The organism is Paenibacillus sp. FSL L8-0435 (assembly GCF_037965655.1).
In the GTDB taxonomy this organism is placed as follows: Bacteria; Bacillota; Bacilli; order Paenibacillales; family Paenibacillaceae; genus Paenibacillus.
The window spans coordinates 6613979-6630532 of sequence record NZ_CP150185.1; the positions used below are offsets into that span (position 1 = coordinate 6613979).

Annotated in this window: 12 protein-coding genes; 4 read left to right on the top strand and 8 right to left on the bottom strand. The window is 47.7% G+C overall.

All coding sequences use genetic code 11. The features are described 5' to 3' along the window. Positions 1–200: 200 nt before the first annotated feature. Positions 201–2432, bottom strand: a complete 2232-nt coding sequence (locus tag NST33_RS29240) for an MMPL family transporter (protein WP_221819671.1) — start codon at positions 2430–2432, stop codon at positions 201–203. A 178-nt stretch (positions 2433–2610) separates the two neighbouring features. On the opposite strand from NST33_RS29240, the gene NST33_RS29245 reads away from it, so the two are divergent. Next, positions 2611–3237 carry a TetR/AcrR family transcriptional regulator gene (locus tag NST33_RS29245; protein ID WP_221819673.1) on the top strand — a complete coding sequence of 209 codons (627 nt, stop codon included), beginning with the start codon at positions 2611–2613 and terminating at the stop codon, positions 3235–3237. Here NST33_RS29245 and NST33_RS29250 read toward each other — a convergent pair. Further along, positions 3234–4703, bottom strand: coding sequence for a PLP-dependent aminotransferase family protein (locus NST33_RS29250; RefSeq protein WP_221819675.1), 1470 nt, complete (start codon positions 4701–4703; stop codon positions 3234–3236). The genes NST33_RS29245 and NST33_RS29250 overlap by 4 nt on opposite strands. Positions 4704–4863: 160 nt before the next feature. Between NST33_RS29250 and NST33_RS29255 the strand changes: the two genes are divergently transcribed. Continuing rightward, positions 4864–5454 carry a GNAT family protein gene (locus tag NST33_RS29255; protein ID WP_221819677.1) on the top strand — a complete coding sequence of 197 codons (591 nt, stop codon included), beginning with the start codon at positions 4864–4866 and terminating at the stop codon, positions 5452–5454. Positions 5455–5494: 40 nt separating this feature from the next. Here NST33_RS29255 and NST33_RS29260 read toward each other — a convergent pair whose 3' ends face one another. Further along, positions 5495–6391 (bottom strand): diacylglycerol kinase family protein, encoded by an 897-nt coding sequence (locus NST33_RS29260; protein WP_221819679.1) that lies wholly within the window; start codon positions 6389–6391, stop codon positions 5495–5497. A gap of 317 nt (positions 6392–6708) precedes the next feature. Here NST33_RS29260 and NST33_RS29265 point away from each other — a divergent pair, with 317 nt between their 5' ends. Then, positions 6709–7302, top strand: coding sequence for a hypothetical protein (locus NST33_RS29265; protein WP_339306036.1), 594 nt, complete (start codon positions 6709–6711; stop codon positions 7300–7302). 651 nt (positions 7303–7953) lie between these two features. Here NST33_RS29265 and NST33_RS29270 read toward each other — a convergent pair. The 4 genes from NST33_RS29270 to uxaC all read right to left on the bottom strand — a co-directional run bounded on the left by NST33_RS29270 (position 7954) and on the right by uxaC (position 13944). Next, a complete protein-coding gene (locus NST33_RS29270) occupies positions 7954–9834 on the bottom strand; it encodes an ABC transporter ATP-binding protein (RefSeq protein WP_339306038.1) in 1881 nt (626 codons plus the stop codon). After that, on the bottom strand, positions 9831–11558 hold the full coding sequence (locus NST33_RS29275; protein WP_339180245.1) for an ABC transporter ATP-binding protein: 1728 nt from the start codon (positions 11556–11558) through the stop codon (positions 9831–9833). The genes NST33_RS29270 and NST33_RS29275 overlap by 4 nt, the downstream gene beginning before the upstream one ends. Continuing rightward, positions 11555–12097, bottom strand: coding sequence for a MarR family transcriptional regulator (locus tag NST33_RS29280; RefSeq protein WP_074092645.1), 543 nt, complete (start codon positions 12095–12097; stop codon positions 11555–11557). Before NST33_RS29280 ends, NST33_RS29275 begins: the two co-directional genes overlap by 4 nt. Before the next feature lie 404 nt (positions 12098–12501). Next, positions 12502–13944: a glucuronate isomerase gene (gene uxaC / locus NST33_RS29285; protein WP_339306041.1), complete on the bottom strand. Its 1443-nt coding sequence runs from the start codon at positions 13942–13944 to the stop codon at positions 12502–12504. Between the two features lie 203 nt (positions 13945–14147). Here uxaC and NST33_RS29290 point away from each other — a divergent pair, with 203 nt between their 5' ends. Then, positions 14148–14891: an MBL fold metallo-hydrolase gene (locus tag NST33_RS29290; protein ID WP_339306043.1), complete on the top strand. Its 744-nt coding sequence runs from the start codon at positions 14148–14150 to the stop codon at positions 14889–14891. A 116-nt stretch (positions 14892–15007) separates the two neighbouring features. On the opposite strand, the gene NST33_RS29295 is transcribed toward NST33_RS29290, so the two are convergent. Beyond that, the gene (locus tag NST33_RS29295) at positions 15008–16489 is read right to left on the bottom strand and encodes an alpha-amylase (protein WP_339306045.1); all 1482 of its coding nucleotides are present in this window, start codon (positions 16487–16489) and stop codon (positions 15008–15010) included. Between the last annotated feature and the right edge of the window lie 65 nt (positions 16490–16554).

Here is a 16554-nt window from a genome sequence, read left to right on the forward strand (position 1 = left end):
CTCTATTATGTCCCATAACCCTTAGCTACGTAAACCTTCCCCATGCAAAGAAAACAAGGATCACGCCTCATCCTGCGGATATTTTACAGTTCCACCATTCCATCTCAGGAGGACAACTGGTAGAGGTCATCATCGTTCGGAGAATAAAGAAATGGACAGCAGGCTTGAAGCTCCGCCGTCCATCTCACCCCATCCATGCATTACATGGACTGGTTCTGTTTCTCCTCATTCTTCTCGGCAATCGGCACATACTTGCCTGGCCAGAAGGCCCATTTGCCCAGTAATGCGGTGATCGCCGGTACCATGAATGGACGAACCAGGAAGGTATCCAACATCACACCAACAGCTGTGATTATACCAAACTGCACCAACACCTGAATTGGCAATGTAGCAAGTACCGCAAACGTTCCTGCCAAGATCAGACCTGCAGATGTAATAACCGAACTTGTCTCGCCAACACCTTCTCTGATCGCTTGACGAAGCGGCATCGTTTTGCGTTTCTGCCAGATGCTAGAGATCATGAAGATGTTGTAGTCTTCACCCAGTGCCACGAGGAATACGAAGGAATACAGCGGAATCGCTCCCTGAATGGCATCTGCGCCAAGTCCGTAGTGAATGATGATCCAACCCAGACCCAGTGCAGAGAAATACGACAGAACAACCGTTGCAATCAGATACGCCGTGGCCACAACGGAACGCAAGTATAATAGTAACAACAAAGTAATCATGCCGATGACTACCGGAATAATGATCTTGGCATCCCGTTCTCCGGTTACTTCAATGTCATACTGTTCAGCCGTCTGACCATCGATCCAGACCTGACTGTCCACATTAGCTACACCAGCATCTTGAAGCGCCTGTTCCGCAGTAGCCCGCAGATCTGGAACATGCTGCATTGCCTCCATGGAATATGGATTCAGATTGAATTCCACATCAAAGGCGGTAATGTTGGCATTCTCGGCACCCTGCTGAGCATCGCCTACTTTGCTAATGTAATCCAGCGATTCGAGACGCTGTTTCAGATCAGTTTCTTTGCCTTCGGCATCAACGATCACTTTGACTGGAGCCAGCTCACCTTGGGAGAACTGTTCGCCAATGACGGTGAAACCTTCGCGGGAAGGCACATCCTCCGGGAAGGAAGACAACAGATCATACGTGAATTTAACCTGAGTAGAGAATGCCGCCAGTCCTCCCAGCAATACCAACGTAATTGCAAGAACAGTCCATGGCTTTGTTATTACAACACGGCCAATCCAGCTTTCCTTGATTTTGCGCGGGGCCGGAGCCGGTTTGCCTTTTTTCTTCGCACGTTCCACTTCCATCTCATGTGTACGTGGTACGAACGGGTAGAATGAACCCCGACCGAAGATCGCCAGGAGCGCCGGAACCAGCGTCAGACTTGCAATAAACATAATAAAGATGGACAGACTGAATGGTACGGCAAAGCGTTGATATGCACCGTATTCAGCCAGCAACAACACGAGTAGTGCTGCAACGACCGTGAATCCACTCATGGCAATGGCGCCGGAAGATCCGGTAATTGCCTGAAAAATGGCTTTCTTTTTGTCCGGCTCATGATAGAGAATTTGACGGTATCTGGAGATCATAAACAGACAGTAATCCGTTCCTGCTCCAAATAACAATACCGTCATGATCGAGATCGACTGTGCGTCTACCGTAATCCAGCCCTTATCCGCCATGAATCCCAGAATCGGGCTTGTCACCATATACGCGAAACCAACCGCAATAATCGGGATAATTGCCAATACCGGCGAGCGGTAGATCAACAACAGCAGGACTAATACCAGAACAACCGTAGCGATCAGCAAGGATACATCGGCGGAGGAGAATAGCCCGCTCGCATCAATGGATATCCCTACTGGCCCTGTCACACGGGCAATTAGTGTATTGGTATCATCTATGGCTACATCAAACGGGTTTGCCCCGAAGATGTCTTGTGTTTTTTGCTCAAGTGCTTCAATAGCTTCCTTCAATTGTTCCGAATCGGCACCTTCATTGAAGAAAAGTGGCATAACCAAGGTACTTCCATCTTCCGAAAGCTGGCCTTTCAATGCCTGTGGTGGTAATTGATAGAGTGGCACAACGGACTGTTGTTGTTCTACCGGATCTTGATCCAGTCGCTCCGTTAATGCCTGAATGTTCTCAATTTGCTCATCCGTCAGACCGCCGGCTTGACGCCATACGATCAGCGCGGGCAGTCCTTCACCGCCAGGGAATTCCTTCTCGGCAAGTGCAGCTGCCTGAACCGATGGTTTGGATTCACTCAGATCCTGTGCGTTATTGGTTTCACGTTCACCTACAGCAGGCCATACCATGCCAAGCACAACGGCGATAATGATCCATACCAACAGCGTAATCCATTTGCTTCGTTTGCCAGCAACCCAGCGGCCGTAACCCGAACCTTCCTGCATTGTCTCTTCATCTCCCTATTTTGTTTCTATGAAGCCCTAATATATATGATGGTGTAGTAATGAACCACGGGTCATAGTATAATTGAGTTAATTATATATACCGGAAGGTTAATTTTGCAATGCCTAATTTTGTGAACACTTCTAACAAGCAATTAAATACGTAAAGAGGTATGTACTTATGAGCAAAAAAACAAACATTCCCCGTTCACCGGGTAGACCCAAAGCAGGTGTGGATCAAGCGTCTGTGCAAACCAACATATTAATGACCGCGTCACGATTGTTTATGGAATACGGGTATGAACCCGTTTCTCTCCAGCAGATCGCTTCGTTATGTAATGTGACCAAAGCATCGATCTATTATCACTTCTCCAGCAAAGCCGAGCTGTTCACCGTTGCCATTACCCGTATGATGGCGATGGGCATGCAGCAGACTTCTCTCCGTCTGGATGAACCCGGTCCATTGCAAGAACGTCTGGTTAAGGTTGCCGAAGCGAAGATGCAGCACTCCCATATTGAAACGGAGACCATGATGCGAGAAGCCGAGAAACATCTGGACCCGGAGCAACTCGCTCAGATTCGGGAAGCAGAGGTTCGCATCTTTGAAGTACTAGCCACCCATTTTCAGAAGGAGATGGACAACGGTTATTTGCGGGTCGGGAACCCTATGCTGCTTGCCCATGCATTTACGTCACTGCTGATGCTCGCGAACCGCGAAGATGTACGCAACATGAATGGCGGCAGCATCGAGGAACTTGCACGGGAACTGGTGGGGCTATTTCTGGATGGAGCGGTTAAGCGGAACTAATAATCGCCCCAGATTCTAGCCAATGCGGCAATACCCGGGTCAATGCGTTCCGGCTCTATTCCGGCAAAACCGATAATGAACTCTCTTTTGCCATCTACTGGTTCGCTCCCGTTTGCCCACAAATACTCCGTTGAACTGATTTGTATCCCTGCCTCTATCGCTATGGTTACCAATTCTGTGGCTGACTGTTTGGTCGCCATTCGCAATACCAGATGGAATCCAGAATGTTGACCCCTTATTTCAACCCGATCACCAAAATGCATCTGAATGGCCTGAACGATCAGGTCATGCTTTCGTTTGTAGACATTACGCATTTTTCGGATATGCTTACCCAGTTCTCCTTCATGCATGAACATCTCCAATGTTCGCTGATGGAGCCGGGAAGCTGATTGCTCGAATAGAATAGTCTTATACATTTGGCGAAAATGATCCATTAATTCTCTCGGAAGCACCATGTAATGGATACAAAGAGCAGGTGCGAGCACCTGCGAGAAACCACCCATATAGATCACGCGGCTTCCTTCACGCAGCCCCTGCATGGAAGGGATTGGCCTCCCATGATACCGGAACTCCCCATCGTAATCATCTTCAATGATATATGCCTTTGTTCGTTCCGCCCAATCCAGCAACGCCAATCTGCGAGTAATGGGCATAGTCATACCTAGTGGAAATTGGTGAGAGGGCGACACACCCGCCAATTTCACTCCGGCCTTTTCCAGCTCCCTCAAGTTAATGCCATCAGTGTCCAGAGAGATCGGGACAACCTGATAACCATAATTGCGGAATGTGCCAGGTAACAGTCGGTATCCAGGATTCTCTACACCGATGGAATGTGTTGATTCTCCCTTGTGAAGCAAGGTCTGTGCTAATAGGGACATTAGCAGATGCTGTTCAGCACCCACAACAATCTGCTCTGGAGAACAGCTGACTGCCCTGAACTGCGCAAGATAGACAGCAATTTCACATCGTAGCCCCCATTCTCCCTGAGGGTCCCCATAGAACAATAGCTCCTCCGCTTCTTCCCGCCATACCCGATTAACATATTGGTGCCACTTGGCAAATGGGAACAGGCTGAAATCATTGCGTGACATATGAAAATCATATTGTACTTCTCTAGCAGGGCGTATGCCCTGCTGTTCTGACCATGTCGTTCGAGCCTCGGGAGCTTTCCCGGCTGTCTGTGGGTCTGTCTTCCCGATCTGCATGGCATGATAGCTGTCTACCAAGGCACGGACACGATAGCCGCGTCGTGGCTGACTGTATACATATCCTTCGGCGATCAACTGTTGATAGGCCCATTCCACAGGAGTGGTGCTTACCCCAAGCATCTCAGCAAGCTTTCGCACCGAAGGCAATCGGCTATGCTCAGCCAATACCCCGTGAATGATTCCCCTTTTGATATGATCCGAGAGCTGTACATAGATTGGCGCACTATCGTTCTCATCCAACTTTGGCAATTGAATCATACTGCTGCACCTCATCTGTCCTGTAAAATGAATTAAAACTGTATATTTGGAAGTATACAGTATTGGGATATACTCATGTCATCATCAATATGTAACGCCAACTTTAAGAGGCAGGGCGATCTCAATCTGTCCCGCCTTGAACCTATAGGAGGAACAACTTATGTCACCACCAAAACCATCCCCACGTATCCCCCGTCTGCTGGAAACGTCGCGCATATATCTGCGTCCTTTCGAGATTACAGATGTGGATGCATACTTCCATGGCCTGTTTGACGCCAAGATGCGTAGGCTGACAGGAACACAGAACAGTTTCACACGCGCTCAGGTTGAACGTTATGTTGAGAGCGCTGCACAAGATGACACCCGACTCATGCTACTTATTGCTTTACAGGAAAATGACCAGATCATCGGAGATGTCGTCCTGATGGACATGCATGCCAAGAATCGCAGTGCACATATTCGGGTTGCCATCGATCAGGCTGAGCATCAAGGAATAGGTTACGGTAGCGAGGCGTTGCTACTTATGCTGGACTACGGCTTTGGCATCTGTAACTTGCATCGAATCGAGCTTGAGGTGTACGCCTTCAACGAGCGAGCCATTCGCACGTATGAAAAGCTTGGATTCCAGCGCGAGGGTGTGAAGCGGGATGTGTTGTTTTATAACCATCAATATCATGATGCGATTCAGATGAGCATGCTGGAGGATGAGTTCAGGCAACGTCATATGAAAGATCAGGCAGGGAATGTTTGATTTTTCGATCAGTCAAAATCAAACTAAAAAACCGGGGGATCTAATAACCCTCCCCGGTTAGAAACTTCAGATGACCCGTCAGCACCGAAAGCTCGGCGGGTGTTTTCATATACAATTCGCCGTCCGTGTCAGCTGACATCGGCGCATCCGTCTTCACTTTTAACGTAGATGCCTTGAAGTATGAAATGCTCTCACTTTGAGGTTGCCAATCTCCCTCTGGCTTGTGCGACAGCATCTCTCGCAGCAGCGGAATGCCTGTCTCATGAATAATGAGCACGTCCAGTTCGCCATCCTGCAACGCATCCGGTGCAAAGGGCAGGGCATTCGTTCCCAGAAAACGCCCATTGGCTGCGTAGATCATCACCGCTGCGCCTTCCATCTCTTTCCCATCCGCCTCCAGTTGGTAACGAAACGGCTCTGTATGACTAATTGTCTGTAAGGTGCTGATGAAGTAACTGAGCTTACCCAGCGCGCCTTTCAGATTTTCGTTAATATTCTGCGATGCATCACTGATCAAACCGATGCCGAAAAAGTTCGTGAACACCCGATCATTAGCCCGTCCAACATCAATGGATACCACCCGACCTGCCAGTATTTCTTGTGCCGCAGTCTTTGCATCCGGTGAAATCCCGAGCGAACGCGCAAAGTCATTACAGGTGCCTCCGGGCAATATACCAATCAACGGAGGATGTTGCAGATCGGCCAGTCCATTCACGCATTCATGCACCGTGCCATCCCCACCCAGGATAAACACCACATCGAATTGCTCCCCGCGTTCACGACACAGCTTCTCTCCTTCACCAGCTTCATCCGTACGCACAATGACGAGTTCATGGACAGCGGGAGCCAGCACACCAGCCACAAGGCCCACTGTATTCTCACGATTGGCCTTGCCCGAATGATGATGATGAATTAACAACGCTTTGTTAAACTCCATCCCTCTTCCTCCATTCCAATGCTTGTTAACCTTTACCCACAAAGGTTGAAGCCGTAAACAAGCCCTTCGTTAAGCACTCATCATGATTCCAAATAGGTTTCCCAATCAGGTATGCATCCTAATCCTCATTCATTCGTAATAGCTAGATGGCCCGTTTATCTTATAAAACCATTTCCTTGTTTAACCAGATGTATGCATGAGAAAAAGGGTTTCTCGGCACCTTAATGTCATAAGGTTGCAAATTTTGCTGGTGAGAACCCATTCAAATCGAGTCAAAACGGTTATATCTATACCATATACGAATGGAGGGATTCCCTATGATTCCAGCAACGTTGGAACAATTGGAGCAAGTTCGCAAGGAATGCCGTACCATGGTTCGCAAAAGAGCTACCGCTTCCGCCGGTACAACACTCGTTCCGCTGCCCGGTACAGACGTACTGGCTGATGTGGGGATGCTGATGCAGCTGTTGCCTGCCATTAACAATAAATTCGGATTATCACAAAAACAGCTGGACGGTATGGACCCCGAGACCAAATCCATGATCTATGGATTCGTGATGTCCATCGGAAGCAAAGTCATCGGTCGTATGATCACCAAGGAATTGGTGGTACAGGTTCTGAAAAGAGTCGGCGTACGCGTAGCCACCAAATCGGTCGCCAAATTTGTCCCCTTTGCAGGACAGGGATTGGCTGCCGCACTCAGCTTCACAGCCATGCGCTATGTGGGTAACAAACATGTGGATGACTGTTATGAGGTTGTGAAACGCATGATTGAGCAGCGCGAATTAATCCCGGGTGAACCCGCTCCGCCTGCACTGGAAGAAGCTAACAGCGACGACGTGAAGGCAGAAGTGAAGTCGGTCTCTAGCAATGACATTGATGAACTTGCTAAGGAGTCTAAGGATCAATAAAATGCGGGTCATGCCATGCCCAAACAGAGGCTTACAAAGTATCTCATGACGAATCTGGATTCCTAATCGGTGAGCTTATGCTCGCGTGCTTGTATCTAGATCGGTGTACGATGAATTCAAAATATAAACAAACGGGACAAAGCAGTGTAGTTACACCGCTTCGTCCCGTTTTTATTTTTGCAGCATGGCATATGTAAGACAATTATGACTATGGTTTACTAGAATATTTTAACGAACTCAGCACACTCTAATAGGCATAATTTCACAATTCCGGCATTCTAACGAATCGTAGACACTTTATTTCCTCATTCTGCGGTTTCTTTTACCACTTTGTGCTGCTTATCCGAGAAATACATGTCTCAAGTTCGTTAGAGCTGGGAGTGCTTGATAACCCTTCATATAAGGTGTCTACGATTCGTTAGCATGACTGAGGATGAAGACTCCCCTATCTGCACCTCACGCAAACAACTGAAAGGCTGACGAGCACCACAACCCAGATACCATGCAACGTTCTTTCATATCCTATAAATCCATCGTATCGAAACGGATCCAATCAACTCCACATTAGAATCCACTCCTCTGGATACACGATAAATAGCCGAGAGCATCCCTAGGAGTGCTCCCGGCTATTCTTGTTAGTTAAATCTGCAATCAGATCGCCTGCGGTTGTTGCTCCGCAAACTGACTATTGTACAGATCCGCATAGAAGCCCTGACTTGCCATCAATTCATCATGATTGCCCTGCTCAATCACGTTACCATGATCCATAACCAGGATCAGATCGGCGCCGCGAATGGTAGACAAACGGTGTGCAATGACAAAGCTTGTGCGATCCTTCATCAGATCATTCATTGCTTTCTGGATAAATACTTCGGTCCGTGTATCCACGCTACTCGTTGCTTCATCCAGAATGAGGATAGCCGGGTTCGCCAGAATCGCTCTTGCAATGGTCAGCAACTGTTTCTGCCCTTGAGAGATATTCGACGCCTCTTCATTCAGCACCGTATCATAACCATCAGGCAGTGTACGGATAAAGTGATCCGCATGTGCCGCAACGGCTGCCTTGATTACATCCTCTTCCGTAGAACCTTCTCGACCATAGGCGATGTTGTCCCGAATCGTTCCGTTGAACAACCAGGTATCCTGAAGCACCATGCCGAACAGACTGCGCAGCTTGCCACGCTCCATGTCCTTAATGTCGGCACCGTCAATCGTAATCCGACCATCCTGAATTTCGTAGAAACGCATTAACAGGTTGATCAGGGTTGTTTTACCGGCTCCCGTTGGTCCAACAATGGCGACCGTCTGTCCCGGTTTTACATCTATATTCATGTTATGAATGAGCAGTTCATTTTCTTTATATCCAAAGTTAACACCTTGGAATGCAACCGCACCTTTAGGCTGCCGTAATTGCACAGGTTGTTTAGACTCAGCAACTTCTTCCTCTTCATCCAGCAACTCGAATACCCGTTCTGCCGAAGCAATCGTTGATTGAATGATATTGGAGATATTTGCAATCTGGTTAATCGGTTGTGTGAATTGACGGGAATACTGTGTGAAGGCCAGAATATCCCCGATAGAGATAGAGCCGCGTGTAACGAAAATCCCACCAACCACACAGATCAGCACATAACCCAGGTTGCCCACAAAACTCATGAGCGGCATAATAATACCCGAGATAAACTGGGCTTTCCAGCCGGATTCATACAATTCTTCATTGACCTTCTCAAATTGCTGTACGGATTGTTCTTCACGTCCAAAAGCTTTGACAACCTTGTGTCCCGTGTACATCTCTTCGACATGACCATTCAGTTCCCCAAGGGATTTCTGTTGACCGGCAAAGTGTTTTTGCGAACGGGAAGCAACAAGCATAACAACAACCACACTGAGTGGCAGCGTCAAAATCGTGATTAGCGTCATCCATGGACTAATCGTCAGCATCATGATAATTACGCCGACAATCGTGACGATAGACGTAATGAACTGTGCCAAACTTTGCTGAAGTGTATTACTGATATTGTCCACGTCATTCGTGGCACGGCTAAGTGTCTCCCCAGTTGTGCGGGAGTCAAAATATTTCAAAGGAAGACGTCCAACCTTCGCACTGATCTGCTCACGCATGTCATACACAACACGTTGGGCCACACCGGCCATCAGGTATTGCTGAACATACATAAATGCAGCACTGAACAGATAGAGTCCGCCAAGCAGGTACAATACTTTCATTAATGCAGGAAAATCAATTCCGGCTCCCTGTACACCCTGAAGGATGGCAATGGCGCCTTTACTGAGAATATCCGTTCCTTCGGCCATAATTTTTGGACTGATGATGCTGAATACGGTACTCAAAATAGCTGCAACCAGCACACCTAACAGACGAGAACTATGGGGCTGGAGATAACGAATCAAGCGCCGCAGTGTGCCTTTGAAATCCTTCGCTTTCTCCACTGGAGGCCGCATACCCATTCCGCCTCCAGGGTGACCCGGCCCACCAGGGGAACGAGCCGACTTGCGTTCTGTACGTTCACTCATGCGATCTCCTCCTCTGTCAGCTGGGAGGATACAATCTCACGATACACTTCATTGTGCTCCAGCAGCTCTTTATGTGTTCCTGAACCGACAATTCGGCCCTCATCCATAACCAGGATGCGATCGGCATCCATTACTGTACTTACGCGTTGCGCAACAATCAGTACAGCTGCTTCTGTCGTTTCGGACTTCAGCGCAGCACGAAGTTTAGCATCCGTTTTGAAATCGAGAGCAGAGAAACTGTCATCAAAGATATAGACTTCCGGACGGCGAACAAGTGCGCGAGCGATGGACAGACGTTGCTTTTGTCCACCAGATACGTTGTTACCACCTTGTGCGATAAGGCTATCATATCCCTCTTTCATCTCGGTAATGAAGTTCTCAGCCTGAGCCGTACGGGCCGCATGAACAACTTCATCCATTGTGGCATCGTCTTTCCCATGACGAATATTCTCCGTAATCGTACCCGTAAAGAGGACTGCCTTTTGTGGTACAAAGCCAATTTTGGCACGCAGATCTTCCTGCCGAATTTCACGCACATCCGTACCATTGACCCGAACACTGCCTTCGGTCACATCATAAAATCGTGGAATAAGACTGAGCAATGTCGATTTCCCAGAACCCGTACCGCCAATGATGGCTGTTGTCTCTCCTGAGCGAGCTGTGAAGGAGATATCGGACAAAGCTGGATTCTCTGCGCCCGGATAACGGAAAGTTACATTCTCAAACTCAATCATACCCTGCATGGATTTCATGCCACGAGGCTGCTCGGGATTGCTAAGATCCGGCTGCATATCAAGCACTTCGTTGATCCGTTCCGCCGATGCTGAAGCTCTTGGAATCATGACAAAGATCATCGAAACCATAATCAGTGAGAACATGATTTGCATTGCATATTGGATGAAGGCAATCAATGCACCGATGTTCATATTGCCGCTGTCGATCCGCATTCCACCAAAATAAAGGATGGCAATCATCGAAAAGTTCATAACCAGCATCATCACAGGCATGATGGTCGCCATGAGCACATTAACTTTGATCGAAGAATCTCTCAGTTCTGTATTGGCCCCGTTAAAGCGCACTTTCTCATGCTCCCCACGGTTGAAGGAACGAACAACCCGAATCCCTGTTAACTGCTCACGCAGCACCAGGTTGAGACGGTCCAGCTTTTTCTGAATGGTTTTGAACAGAGGTAAACCCTTGGCACCAATCAGCGCAATGGCTCCGCCCAGTACCGGAAGCACGACCAGGAAAATCGTAGATAATTTGGCGTCCTGAGATACCGCCATGAAGATACCCCCGATACACATGAGCGGAGCCATGATCATCATTCGCAGCATCATTGTAAGTACATTCTGTACCTGTGTGATGTCATTCGTCGTACGCGTAATCAGTGAAGCAGTACCCATCTTATCGAACTCCTGGAGCGAGAAGTTCTCCACATGGCGGAATACTCTGCTACGCAGTTGTTTGGCAAAACCGCCCGCTGTTCGAGATGAGAGGTAACTGGCGATCACGGAACACGCTGTTCCTCCAATCGCGATGACCAACATCCATCCACCAATCTGCCAGATATACGGGATATCCCCTTTAATGATGCCGTCATTCACGATATCTGCCATTAACGTAGGCAGGTACAATTCAGCAAGCGACTGAAACAGTACCAAAACCAGAATGAAAATAATCGGAATTCGGTATGGCTTCAGCATGCGAAACAGTTTCATCATGGCGTATCATCTCCTCTTGTCGAATCATCCTTTTGCAAGGAAGTTAATGTATCAAAAAAGGTGTATACCTTGGTCAACAACTCAGCCAGCTGAGTACTGTCTTGCTCACCCAAATGCTCAACTAACTTATTGAATATTTCCATGCGTTCTTGGTGAGCAGCCCGAATAATTTCACGACCTGCTTCAGTAATCGTGATGCGGACAGCACGTCTATCCTCCGGGTCCATCGTCCGTTTGACCAGCCCCTCATCTTCAAGGCCGCGAATAACAGGTGTAATGGTCGGTGACTTCACTCGTAGCAATGCGCTGATTTCCGAGACTTTCATCCCGGGATGATTGGATTCGATCGTATCATTGAAATCAGGCGGATTGTCCTGCCAGTTCAATTGTTCTCCCGGATGCATCCCGTGGAGTAAACAACCCAGCACCATAATTTCATTGTGATTGCGCCCATGAGGTTTATGCTGCCTCCATTTGCCTTTATTAAACTGCATAATGGAGTACAAAAGCTTCTGAGCGACCGGATCTATACCAGTCATAATGGGTCCCTCCTTCTTTCTTTATCATTCCATAGACATCCAACATCATAGGACATCTATTAAATAGTAATACAATTAAATAGATGCACAATTAATTAGGTGTACTAAGTATATTATCGTAAGAAGCCAATGTCAAACATCTAAAAATAACCAATATAAACCCATAAACAAGAGCCTATACGCGCTTGATTTTGGGTTTTGTCATTTTGCCGTCATTGGAGCCCGTTATACTTATTATGTGCAATTCCATGAATTCAACTTACAAAGAAACTCCCATTCTATACTCCAGTGGATGATGACCCGGGAGTATAGAATGGGAGCATTTTTATTACGATTGAAAATTAGAAACCAGAGAATCTCCTTGATTGCATAACATGAACATGATTAGGTACGTTTGTTAATCATCAGGACTGTGAAGCAGAGACTGTTTTAAGCACTGAGGCAAACGGGAAATATTCTTTTGCATTGTTGTAGGCGATGCCCTGTACGATCTGACCAAGCAACTCCATATCCTGCGGTGCCTCCCCTTGTTCGGCCCATTCACCGATGAGGTTGCAAACCAGACGACGGAAATACTCATGTCGCGTGTAGGAAAGGAAGCTGCGTGAATCAGTCAGCATGCCGACAAATCGGCTGAGCAGACCAACATTCGCCAGGGCTTTCATCTGGGCTAACATGCCATCCTTGGTATCATTGAACCACCAGGCGGCACCAAGCTGAATTTTGCCCGGAATGCCCCCGCCCTGGAAGCTGCCGATAATCGCTGCGAGCACTTCGTTGTCCCTTGGATTCAGAGAATACAGAATCGTTTTGGGCAGTGCTTGCTGCTCATCCAACGCATCAAGTAATCCAATCATCGCTGACGACAGCGGTGTATCATTCACGGCGTCGTAACCGGTATCCGGCCCAAGCTTGGCAAACATCCGCGTATTGTTGTTACGGGCTGCATTGATATGAAACTGCATCACCCAGCCCCGATCTGCATACAGTTTGCCCAGGAACGTCAGCGTTACCGTCTTGTACTTATCCTCTTCCTCCCGACTCACCTTGTGGCCCGCAAGTGCCTTTGCAAAGATAGCTGCCGCTTCTTCGCGTGTAGCCACTCCGTAAGGGACATAATCGAGTGCATGGTCAGAGACTCTGCCACCGACGGAATGGAAGAATTCCACCCGGGACTCCAGCGCAGCAAGAAAGGATTCATAATCGGAAATGGCGGTGCCAGATGCCTGCGACAGCTTACCCACCCATTCCACGAAGGTCTCCCGGTTCAATTCCAAGCCTTTATCCGGGCGGAAAGAAGGTAATACCGCCGTATCAAAGCCTTCGATTTCCTGAATCTTCAGATGATACTCCAGAGAATCCGTTGGATCATCGGTTGTGCACACAACAGTGACATTAGATTTGGTAATCAGATCACGTGCACCGAATCCGTCACTGTTCAATTTGGCATTTACTTTTTCCCATATGGCTGGTGCGCTTGTCTCATTCAATACCTCGTAGACGCCGAAATATCGCTGTAATTCCAAGTGAGACCAGGCGTACAGCGGATTACCGATCATCATGGGTACCGTTTTGGCGTAAGCCAGAAAACGATCGTAATCGGTTACTCCCTCGCCGCCGGTCACATATTGCTCTTCAATTCCGTTTGCGCGCATGAGCCGCCACTTATAGTGATCACCGTATAACCAAGCCTCTGTAAGATTGCCAAAGGTTTTGTTCTCGTAGATCTCCTGAGGACTGAGGTGGCAATGATAATCAATAATCGGCATGTCTTTGGCATAATCCTCATATAACTTGATCGCCGTTTCATTGTGCAGCAAAAATTGTTCATCCAAAAAAGATTTCATTCGCCTCGCACGCTCCCTTTAGGTGAGTTTACGTTCATATGGGTTCACTTCCCATCTTTACGCTACACTGTTTATCATCAAAGTTCAATATAAAATGATAGCGTTATCAAAAAAGGTTGATTTAGGCATATATTCTGGAACAAGGTATACTGGATTTAACGCAAGGATGCTGATCTGAAGATCACATAAGGAGATGAAATGAATTGAAAATTACTTTTCTCGGCACAGGAGATATGTTTAGCGTGGAGCAGCACCACAATAGTATGTTGGCCGAATTTGGAGGGACGCATCTGGTCATTGATTTTCCGGAATCAAATGCTAAAGCACTCAAGGAATATGGATTCGCCATGACCGATATCCACAATGTGTTCATTACCCATTTGCATGAAGATCATATTAATGGTGTACAGATGCTGGGTTATTACTCACAGATCGTAGGCGACCGCAAACCCCGTTTGTTCATCCACGAACAATTGGTAGAGACACTCTGGAACATTCTATCCCCCGGCATGCGCTACACAACGGATGGTGAACGTACCATGGGCGATTACTACGATGTCGTTCCCCTGCCAGATGGAGGCACATTCGAACTGGGCGGCGTGACGTTTGAGACGTTTCGGACGCAACATGTTCCCGGTATGATCAGCAATGGGCTACTCGCCAAACCTTACTTCTATTACAGTGCAGACAGTACACTGGACCAGGCACGGGTGGAGCAAGTTGCCGCTGATGTGCAGCTGATTTTCCATGAATGTCATATGCACGATCTGGTGATCAAATCCCATACCTCATTGAAGGATCTGGAGCAGTTACCCGCGGAAGTGAGACAGAAAACCTTACTGATGCATTATCATGATGAGTACGCGGATGCCGACAGACGGGAACAGTTCAACCGCGAGCATGATCTGAGAATGGTTGGCACGTTGGAATCATTTGAACTGGAGTAGGTAAACAGAGAACTTATTAAGAACATACCAAAAACCACCTGCCCGGCGGAACTGGTCGGTTCAGGTGGAATAATGGTCTATATATGGTCGTTTCTAATATCATTTATTCTAATCTGTTACTCAGCGTCAGCACAGTCCTCATTTTGTTCGGGAAGAGCCCATACCGACAAGCCTCCACCGCACACATGGAAGGTGGCCCAGCCGTCTTTCTCAATGGTAATCTGATCATCACAGCTCTTCGTCAGATCCACCCAGACTTCACCAGCACGATGCTCTCCGATGAACATTCTCTTCTCACCGTCATCCCCGTTAGAGATAACTACCGCACAACCGGAACCTTCGATTTCCTCTACGCCACGACGTACCCAGCCAATCGTATTCGCGTGATCAAAGTAATCTTCCTGCTCTCCATATGCCTTGTTGCAACGGGCAGACAGCAGAATGTCCAGAATTTCTTTTTTGCCATCCACAGGTTCAGGTCCACCAATGCCATAATAATCCCCGTAAAATACAACCGGATAACCATCGCGACGTAATAGCGTCAGGGCATACGCGCTCGGCTTAAACCAATCACCAATCCATGATTCCAACGCTTCATGAGGTTGGGAGTCGTGGTTATCTACAAAAGTTACCGCATGGGTAGGATGGGTCTGCACCAAGGTATCGTCAAAAATTTTGGAGAGATCAAAGTCTCTACCTGCAAGCGATGCCTCATGCAACTTGTAGTGAAGAGACACATCAAACAGGTCGATCTGATAGTCTACCGTATCAAGGAATTCACGACATGCATCCAGGTTCGAATTCCAGAACTCACCTACGATGTAGAAATCCTGACCGCGTTTGCGGATCATCTCTGCTGCGAACTCCTTAATGAATTCGTGGTTGATATGCTTAATCGCATCCAGCCGGAACCCTCCACACTGGAGGGTATCGATCAGCCATTTCCCCCAATCGATCATCTCGCGCCTTACATCCGGGTGGTTATAATCTATATTGGCGAACATCAGATAGTCATAGTTGCCAAACTCATCATCGACATTCTCATTCCATTTTTTATTCTCTCCTGCGATGCGGAATACACCTGTTCGTTCTCCCTTGGCGTCAAAGTCTGTACCGTTGAAATGTTCAGAGCTCCACTTAAAGGAGGAGTATTGATCTCCGCGACCCGGGAATGTGAATTTGGTCCAGCCCTCAATCTCGAACGGTTTGGAAATTTCCTTCGTCCGATCATTCGGATCAACCTCAATCACTTTGAACACTTCCGTCTCATCTGCTCCGGCCTTGTGATTCATAACCAGATCCACATAGACGGCTATACCGTTCTTCTGACACTCAGCAATGGCCTCCACCAATTCCTGCTTGGTGCCATATTTGGTTCGTACGGTACCCTTTTGATCAAATTCGCCCAGATCATACAGATCATATACACCATAACCTGTATCTTCTGCTGACACCGCCTTGGTTACGGGTGGTACCCATACCGAGTCAATACCTTTGGCTTTCAGTTCCGGGGCCATTTCAGCCAGTCGCTTCCAATGATCTCCGTCTGCAGCCAGGTGCCATTCAAAAAACTGCATCATGGTATGATTTCTCTTCATTATAACCGACCTCCTTGATTGCTTTCGAAGCGGACCGCGGAACGGATAGGGTAATTCGCCGTTGT